This window comes from Klebsiella sp. MS 92-3, from assembly GCF_000195655.1.
GTDB classification, from domain to species: Bacteria; Pseudomonadota; Gammaproteobacteria; order Enterobacterales; family Enterobacteriaceae; genus Klebsiella; species Klebsiella pneumoniae.
In genome coordinates this window covers 10496-18569 of sequence record NZ_GL882834.1, presented here as the reverse complement: position 1 = coordinate 18569, position 8074 = coordinate 10496, and the positions used below count along the sequence as shown (strand labels likewise).

General features: G+C 53.5%; 9 protein-coding genes and 1 other annotated feature. All 9 genes read left to right on the top strand.

Annotation, left to right across the window (positions count from 1 at the left end):
• Positions 1-258 precede the first annotated feature (258 nt).
• Entirely contained in the window at positions 259-492 is a 234-nt protein-coding gene (locus tag HMPREF9538_RS08355) for a hypothetical protein (RefSeq protein WP_002910028.1), read from the top strand.
• A 431-nt stretch (positions 493-923) separates the two neighbouring features.
• On the top strand, positions 924-2852 hold the full coding sequence (thrS, locus tag HMPREF9538_RS08360; protein ID WP_002910026.1) for a threonine--tRNA ligase: 1929 nt from the start codon (positions 924-926) through the stop codon (positions 2850-2852).
• 3 nt (positions 2853-2855) lie between these two features.
• Positions 2856-3398, top strand: a complete 543-nt coding sequence (gene infC / locus HMPREF9538_RS0128095; RefSeq protein ID WP_004189469.1) for a translation initiation factor IF-3 — start codon at positions 2856-2858, stop codon at positions 3396-3398.
• Between the two features lie 92 nt (positions 3399-3490).
• The gene (gene rpmI, locus HMPREF9538_RS08365) at positions 3491-3688 is read left to right on the top strand and encodes a 50S ribosomal protein L35 (protein ID WP_001124225.1); all 198 of its coding nucleotides are present in this window, start codon (positions 3491-3493) and stop codon (positions 3686-3688) included.
• A gap of 50 nt (positions 3689-3738) precedes the next feature.
• Positions 3739-4095 (top strand): 50S ribosomal protein L20, encoded by a 357-nt coding sequence (gene rplT / locus HMPREF9538_RS08370; protein WP_000124850.1) that lies wholly within the window; start codon positions 3739-3741, stop codon positions 4093-4095.
• Between the two features lie 118 nt (positions 4096-4213).
• Positions 4214-4338: a sequence feature (Phe leader region), on the top strand.
• On the top strand, positions 4219-4263 hold the full coding sequence (pheM, locus tag HMPREF9538_RS32380; protein WP_001386830.1) for a pheST operon leader peptide PheM: 45 nt from the start codon (positions 4219-4221) through the stop codon (positions 4261-4263). It overlaps the preceding feature by 45 nt.
• Positions 4339-4401: 63 nt before the next feature.
• A complete protein-coding gene (gene pheS / locus HMPREF9538_RS08375; protein WP_002909105.1) occupies positions 4402-5385 on the top strand; it encodes a phenylalanine--tRNA ligase subunit alpha in 984 nt (327 codons plus the stop codon).
• A gap of 15 nt (positions 5386-5400) precedes the next feature.
• The gene (pheT, locus tag HMPREF9538_RS08380; protein ID WP_002909101.1) at positions 5401-7788 is read left to right on the top strand and encodes a phenylalanine--tRNA ligase subunit beta; all 2388 of its coding nucleotides are present in this window, start codon (positions 5401-5403) and stop codon (positions 7786-7788) included.
• Positions 7789-7792: 4 nt separating this feature from the next.
• On the top strand, positions 7793-8074 hold a 282-nt coding region (gene ihfA / locus HMPREF9538_RS08385), incomplete at its 3' end, for an integration host factor subunit alpha (protein WP_009485712.1).

Genomic DNA, 8074 nt, shown 5'->3' with positions numbered 1-8074 from the left:
TTTCCCCCGGCCCTGTTCGTTTTGGTTTTAGCAATTAGTGATATTATTTTTTCTGGCCGTTCGTTTTACTTTTTGTAAAAAGGAAATAGCCCTCCATTTTTTCTCCATTATTCACGAGCGCCTGACAAATATTCATTCTATTTGACACAAATAGCTAAATATTCGACGGACAAATATGTGATCTGGATCTATACTAACAACCACTGACCGGAGGGCGACATTGCCCAGTCTGTTTTCCGTAATAAGAGAATAAACATCATGAAAAACAATCGATATACCATCGCAGCCCTGGCGCTGTGCGTGCTTTCTTTTGGCGCATCAGCCGCCACGCCCGTTCCGCCATCGGGTCATCAGGATCATACCCAGGTAGGTATCGCCAAAGCCTCTGACGTTGAGGCTGGTTCGAATATTGCGCCCGGCGCCCCTACCACCGGAAAATCCATGAACGACGCCTTTAATGTGCATACGCTGGTGGCCGGCGAGTGGTCTTAATATTGCAGGCTATCGTTTCGCGAGCGGTCTAATAAGCCGGGTTAAGTGGTACCGGTTTAATGGCCCGCGGTATACATTCAGCAGGCAATATCTCCACGTCTCTTTTATCATGTCCGAATAATATCGTCCGGCGCCATTGGCTAATATTACCGCGCCACATCGCTTATATTCTGCTTTTTATCCGTGGCCCTCTTGTTTTCTCCGCATTCCGCCATCATTTATGCTGTTGCGGCTTTAATCACGTACCAATGATGTGTAAACTACTCCCCGGTGTTATCAGCAGGCGGCTGCAGGGGGGAGCGATCGTTCCGGTCGTGCTCCTATTTTCGCAGAGTGAAGCGGGAACTGCGCCTTAACCTGATGATAATTATGATTATATAGTTTTGTATGTGCTCTTTCGTGCGGGGCACCACTGCAAATAAGGACATAAAATGCCTGTAATTACGCTTCCTGATGGCAGCCAACGCCATTTTGACCACGCAGTTAGTCCGATGGATGTCGCGCTGGATATCGGTCCAGGCCTGGCGAAAGCCACCATTGCCGGGCGGGTAAACGGTGAACTGGTAGACGCCTGTGACCCGATCGAATCCGATTCCACTCTCTCTATCATCACCGCGAAAGATGAAGAAGGGCTGGAGATCATTCGTCACTCCTGCGCGCACCTGTTAGGCCATGCCATCAAACAGCTGTGGCCCAACACCAAAATGGCTATCGGTCCGGTTGTCGATAATGGTTTCTACTATGACGTAGACCTCGACCACACCCTGACCCAGGAAGATATCGACGCGCTCGAAAAACGTATGCATGAGCTCGCCGAGAAAAACTACGACGTTATCAAGAAGAAAGTGAGCTGGCATGAAGCGCGTGAAACCTTCGTGAAACGCGGCGAAAGCTATAAAGTTTCTATTCTTGATGAAAACATTGCCCATGATGACAAGCCTGGCCTGTATCATCATGAAGAATATATCGATATGTGCCGCGGTCCGCACGTACCGAACATGCGCTTCTGCCATCACTTTAAGCTGATGAAAACCGCCGGAGCCTACTGGCGCGGCGACAGCAACAATAAAATGTTGCAGCGTATCTACGGCACCGCGTGGGCAGATAAAAAAGCGCTGAATGCCTACCTGCAGCGTCTGGAAGAAGCCGCCAAGCGTGACCACCGTAAAATCGGTAAGCAGCTCGACCTGTATCACATGCAGGAAGAGGCGCCGGGGATGGTGTTCTGGCACAATGACGGCTGGACCATCTTCCGTGAACTGGAAACGTTTGTTCGTTCTAAACTGAAAGAGTACCAGTATCAGGAAGTAAAAGGTCCGTTCATGATGGACCGTGTGCTGTGGGAAAAAACCGGCCACTGGGACAACTACAAAGATGCGATGTTCACCACCTCTTCTGAGAACCGTGAATACTGTATCAAGCCGATGAACTGCCCGGGTCACGTGCAGATCTTCAACCAGGGGCTGAAATCCTACCGCGACCTGCCGCTGCGTATGGCGGAATTCGGTAGCTGCCACCGTAACGAACCGTCTGGCGCGCTGCATGGTCTGATGCGCGTTCGCGGCTTTACCCAGGATGATGCACATATCTTCTGTACTGAAGATCAGGTTCGCGATGAAGTGAACGCCTGTATTCGTATGGTCTACGATATGTACAGCACCTTTGGCTTCGAGAAGATCGTCGTCAAACTGTCGACTCGCCCGGAAAAACGTATCGGTAGCGACGAGACCTGGGATCGCGCGGAAGCGGATCTGGCGGTGGCGCTGGAAGAAAATAACATCCCATTTGAATATCAACTGGGTGAAGGGGCGTTCTACGGCCCGAAAATTGAATTTACCCTGTATGACTGCCTCGATCGTGCATGGCAGTGCGGTACCGTACAGCTGGACTTCTCTCTGCCGCAGCGTTTAAGCGCCTCCTATGTGGGCGAAAACAACGAGCGTCAGGTGCCGGTCATGATTCACCGTGCGATTCTCGGTTCTCTGGAGCGCTTCATTGGCATCCTGACCGAAGAGTTCGCAGGCTTCTTCCCAACCTGGATTGCACCAGTGCAGGTAGTGGTCATGAATATTACCGATTCTCAGGCTGAATACGTTAACGAATTGACGCGTAAACTACAAAATGCGGGCATTCGTGTAAAAGCAGACTTGAGAAATGAGAAGATTGGCTTTAAAATCCGCGAGCACACTTTACGTCGTGTCCCGTATATGTTGGTCTGTGGCGACAAAGAAGTCGAAGCCGGCAAAGTGGCCGTGCGCACCCGTCGCGGGAAAGACCTCGGCAGCATGGACGTAAATGAAGTGATCGAGAAGCTGCAACAAGAGATTCGCAGCCGCAGTCTTCAACAACTGGAGGAATAAGGTATTAAAGGCGGAAAACGAGTTCAAACGGCGCGCCCTAACCGTATCAATGGCGAAATTCGCGCCCAGGAAGTTCGCTTAACAGGTCTGGAAGGTGAGCAGCTGGGAATTGTGAGTCTGAGAGAAGCTATCGAAAAGGCTGAAGAGGCTGGAGTAGATTTAGTTGAAATCAGCCCTAACGCCGAGCCGCCAGTTTGTCGTATCATGGACTACGGCAAGTTCCTTTATGAAAAGAGTAAGTCTTCTAAGGAACAGAAGAAGAAGCAGAAAGTTATCCAGGTTAAGGAAATTAAATTCCGCCCTGGTACTGATGAAGGTGACTATCAGGTAAAACTCCGCAGCCTGATTCGCTTTCTCGAAGATGGCGATAAGGCCAAGATCACGCTGCGTTTCCGCGGTCGTGAGATGGCCCACCAGCAGATCGGTATGGAAGTGCTTAACCGCGTGAAAGACGATCTGGTTGAACTGGCAGTAGTCGAATCCTTCCCAACGAAGATCGAAGGCCGCCAGATGATCATGGTGCTCGCTCCTAAGAAGAAACAGTAAGGCCATCAAGAAACATTTCCGGTGGGCTTCGGCTCACTGGTTTTGTTCGCCTTTGTTTCGTTTATTAACAATGCGAAGTGGAAGTTATTAAAATGCCAAAAATTAAGACCGTACGCGGTGCTGCTAAGCGCTTCAAAAAAACCGGTAAAGGTGGTTTTAAGCACAAGCACGCTAACCTGCGTCACATTCTGACTAAAAAAGCTACCAAGCGTAAACGTCACCTGCGTCCGAAAGCCATGGTTTCCAAAGGCGATCTGGGCCTGGTTATCGCGTGCCTGCCGTACGCATAAGTCGTTAACGTTTAACTTTTTTAACTTAGAATAGATACAGGAGAGCACACATGGCTCGCGTAAAACGTGGTGTAATTGCACGTGCACGTCACAAGAAAATTTTGAAACAAGCTAAAGGCTACTACGGTGCGCGTTCTCGCGTATACCGCGTTGCCTTCCAGGCTGTTATCAAAGCTGGTCAGTACGCTTACCGTGACCGTCGTCAACGTAAACGTCAGTTCCGTCAACTGTGGATTGCACGTATCAACGCAGCAGCACGTCAGAACGGTATTTCTTACAGCAAATTCATCAATGGCCTGAAAAAAGCCTCTGTTGAAATCGACCGTAAGATCCTGGCTGACATCGCTGTATTCGACAAAGTAGCGTTCACCGCTCTGGTCGAAAAAGCGAAAGCAGCTCTGGCATAAGCCAGTTGAAAGAGGGAGCTTGTCTCCCTCTTTTCGTTTCAACACCATCAATACATTGACTTTTATCGGCGCAGGCTTTTCAATACAGCTCTGACGTTTCTTACCAGACAAGGTAATGCAAGCATGAATGCTGCTATTTTCCGCTTCTTTTTTTACTTTAGCACCTGAACTCAGGGGGCTTGCGCGTGAAAGAAGAAACGGAAAACAGCGCCAGAAAGCCTCCCCTGTGGAGGCTTTTTTCGTATATGGATTCGGAATATTAATTTCACTATAACCGGTGTCTGCACCGACATAATGAGGAAAACCATGTCACATCTCGCAGAGCTGGTTGCCAGTGCCAAGGCAGCCATTAACGAGGCATCAGATGTTGCTGCGCTGGACAACGTCCGCGTGGAATACCTGGGTAAAAAAGGGCATCTGACCCTGCAAATGACCACCCTGCGTGAGCTGCCGCCGGAAGAGCGTCCGGCAGCCGGTGCGGTCATCAACGAGGCGAAAGAGCAGGTGCAGCAGGCGCTGAACGCGCGTAAAGCTGAACTGGAAGGCGCAGCGCTGAATGCGCGTCTGGCCGCAGAGACCATTGACGTCTCGCTGCCGGGTCGCCGCATTGAAAACGGCGGCCTGCATCCGGTTACTCGCACCATCGACCGTATTGAAAGTTTCTTCGGTGAGCTCGGCTTTACCGTGGCGACGGGCCCGGAAATCGAAGACGATTACCACAACTTCGATGCGCTGAATATTCCGGGTCACCATCCGGCGCGCGCTGACCACGACACTTTCTGGTTCGATGCCACTCGCCTGCTGCGTACGCAGACCTCCGGCGTGCAGATCCGCACCATGGAAAACCAGCAGCCGCCTATCCGTATTATCGCGCCGGGCCGCGTCTATCGTAACGACTACGATCAGACCCACACCCCGATGTTCCATCAGATGGAAGGTCTGATCGTTGATAAAAATATCAGCTTCACCAACCTGAAAGGGACGCTGCACGACTTCCTGAACAACTTCTTTGAAGAAGATCTGCAGGTCCGCTTCCGTCCGTCCTACTTCCCGTTCACCGAACCGTCTGCGGAAGTTGACGTAATGGGTAAAAACGGCAAATGGCTGGAAGTGCTGGGCTGCGGGATGGTGCACCCGAACGTGCTGCGTAACGTGGGTATCGATCCGGAAGTCTACTCCGGCTTCGCCTTCGGCATGGGCATGGAGCGTCTGACCATGCTGCGCTATGGCGTCACCGATCTGCGCGCGTTCTTCGAAAACGATCTGCGTTTCCTCAAACAGTTTAAATAAGGGCAGGACAGAACAATGAAATTCAGTGAACTGTGGTTACGCGAATGGGTTAACCCGGCGATCGACAGCGAAGCGCTTTCCGATCAGATCACCATGGCGGGCCTCGAAGTAGATGGCGTTGAGCCGGTCGCCGGCAGCTTCAACGGCGTCGTTGTCGGTGAAGTGGTGGAGTGCGGTCAGCACCCGAACGCCGACAAACTGCGCGTCACCAAAGTCAACGTCGGCGGCGAACGCCTGCTGGACATCGTCTGCGGCGCGCCAAACTGCCGTCAGGGGCTAAAGGTCGCGGTAGCCACCATCGGCGCCGTGCTGCCGGGCGATTTCAAAATCAAGGCCGCGAAGCTGCGCGGCGAGCCGTCTGAGGGGATGCTGTGCTCCTTCTCCGAGCTGGGTATTTCCGACGACCATAGCGGTATCATCGAGCTGCCGGCAGATGCGCCCATCGGCACCGATATTCGCGAATACCTCAAGCTTGACGATAACACCATCGAAATCAGCGTCACGCCAAACCGCGCCGACTGCCTGGGCATCATCGGTGTGGCGCGCGATGTCGCTGTCCTGAACAAAGCGCCGCTGAACGCGCCGGAAATCACGCCGGTTGCCGCGACGATTGACGACGTGCTGCCGATTCAGGTTGACGCGCCGCAGGCTTGCCCGCGCTATCTGGGGCGCGTGGTGAAAGGTATCAACGTCAAAGCGCCGACGCCGCTGTGGATGAAAGAGAAGCTGCGCCGCTGCGGGATCCGCTCCATCGACGCGGTGGTTGACGTGACCAACTATGTGCTGCTTGAGCTGGGCCAGCCGATGCACGCCTTTGACCGCGACCGTATTGAAGGCGGGATCGTGGTGCGCATGGCGAAAGAAGGGGAAACCCTGGTCCTGCTCGATGGCTCTGAAGCAAAGCTCGACAGCGACACGCTGGTCATTGCAGACCATAACAAAGCGCTGGCGATGGGGGGGATCTTCGGCGGGGAACACTCCGGCGTTAACGACGAAACCCAGAACGTGCTGCTGGAATGCGCGTTCTTCAGCCCGCTGTCCATTACCGGCCGCGCGCGCCGTCATGGCCTGCACACCGATGCCTCTCACCGCTATGAGCGCGGCGTCGATCCGGCCCTGCAGTATAAAGCGCTGGAGCGTGCAACCCGTCTGCTGATCGACCTCTGCGGCGGTGAAGCCGGCCCGGTCATTGACGTTACCAGCAAAGAGAATCTACCAACACGCGCCACCATTACGCTGCGTCGCAGCAAGCTGGATCGCCTGATTGGCCACCATATCGCTGACGCGCAGGTCACCGACATTCTGCAGCGCCTCGGCTGCGAAGTGACGGTTGGCGAGGGCGAATGGCAGGCGGTTGCGCCGAGCTGGCGTTTCGACATGGAGATCGAAGAAGATCTGGTTGAAGAAGTGGCTCGCGTTTACGGCTACAACAACATTCCTGACGAGCCGGTGCAGGCGGGTCTGATCATGGGAACCCACCGCGAAGCGGACCTGTCGCTGAAGCGCGTGAAAACGCTGCTGAACGACAAAGGCTATCAGGAAGTGATCACCTACAGCTTCGTCGACCCGAAAGTCCAGCAGCTGATCCACGCCGGGGAAGAGGCGCTGATCCTGCCAAGCCCGATCTCCAGCGAAATGTCGGCGATGCGCCTGTCGCTGTGGACCGGCCTGCTGGGCACCGTGGTCTACAACCAGAACCGTCAGCAGAGCCGGGTGCGCATCTTTGAGAGCGGCCTGCGCTTTGTGCCGGACACCAATGCGCCGCTGGGCATTCGTCAGGATGTGATGCTGGCCGGGGCGATCTGCGGCAACCGCTACGAAGAGCACTGGACACTGGCGAAAGAGACGGTCGATTTCTATGATCTGAAAGGCGATCTGGAAGCCGTTCTGGATTTAACCGGAAAATTAGCGGATATCGAATTCCGTGCTGAAGCGACCACCGCGCTGCATCCGGGACAATCCGCAGCGATTTATCTTAAAGGTGAACGCATTGGTTTCATTGGGGTTGTTCATCCTGAGCTGGAACGTAAACTGGATCTGAACGGTCGCACTCTGGTGTTCGAACTGGAGTGGAACAAGCTCGCAGACCGCGTGGTGCCTCAGGCGCGCGATATTTCCCGCTTCCCGGCGAACCGTCGCGACATCGCGGTGCTGGTCGCGGAAAACGTGGCTGCCGCCGATGTTTTAGCCGAATGTAAGAAAGTTGGCGTAAATCAGGTAGTTGGCGTAAACTTATTTGACGTGTACCGTGGTAAGGGTGTGGCGGAAGGGTATAAGAGCCTTGCGATTAGCCTGATCCTGCAGGATACCAGCCGTACACTCGAAGAAGAGGAGATTGCCGCTACCGTTGCCAGATGTGTAGAGGCATTAAAAGAGCGATTCCAGGCATCATTGAGGGATTGAACCTATGGCGCTTACAAAAGCTGAAATGTCAGAATATCTGTTTGATAAGCTTGGGCTTAGCAAGCGGGATGCCAAAGAACTGGTCGAGTTGTTTTTCGAAGAGATCCGTCGTGCTCTGGAAAACGGAGAACAGGTCAAACTCTCCGGGTTCGGCAACTTCGATTTGCGGGATAAAAACCAACGCCCGGGACGTAACCCGAAGACGGGGGAGGATATTCCCATTACAGCCCGGCGCGTGGTGACCTTCAGACCCGGTCAGAAGCTGAAAAGCCGTGTCGAAAACGCG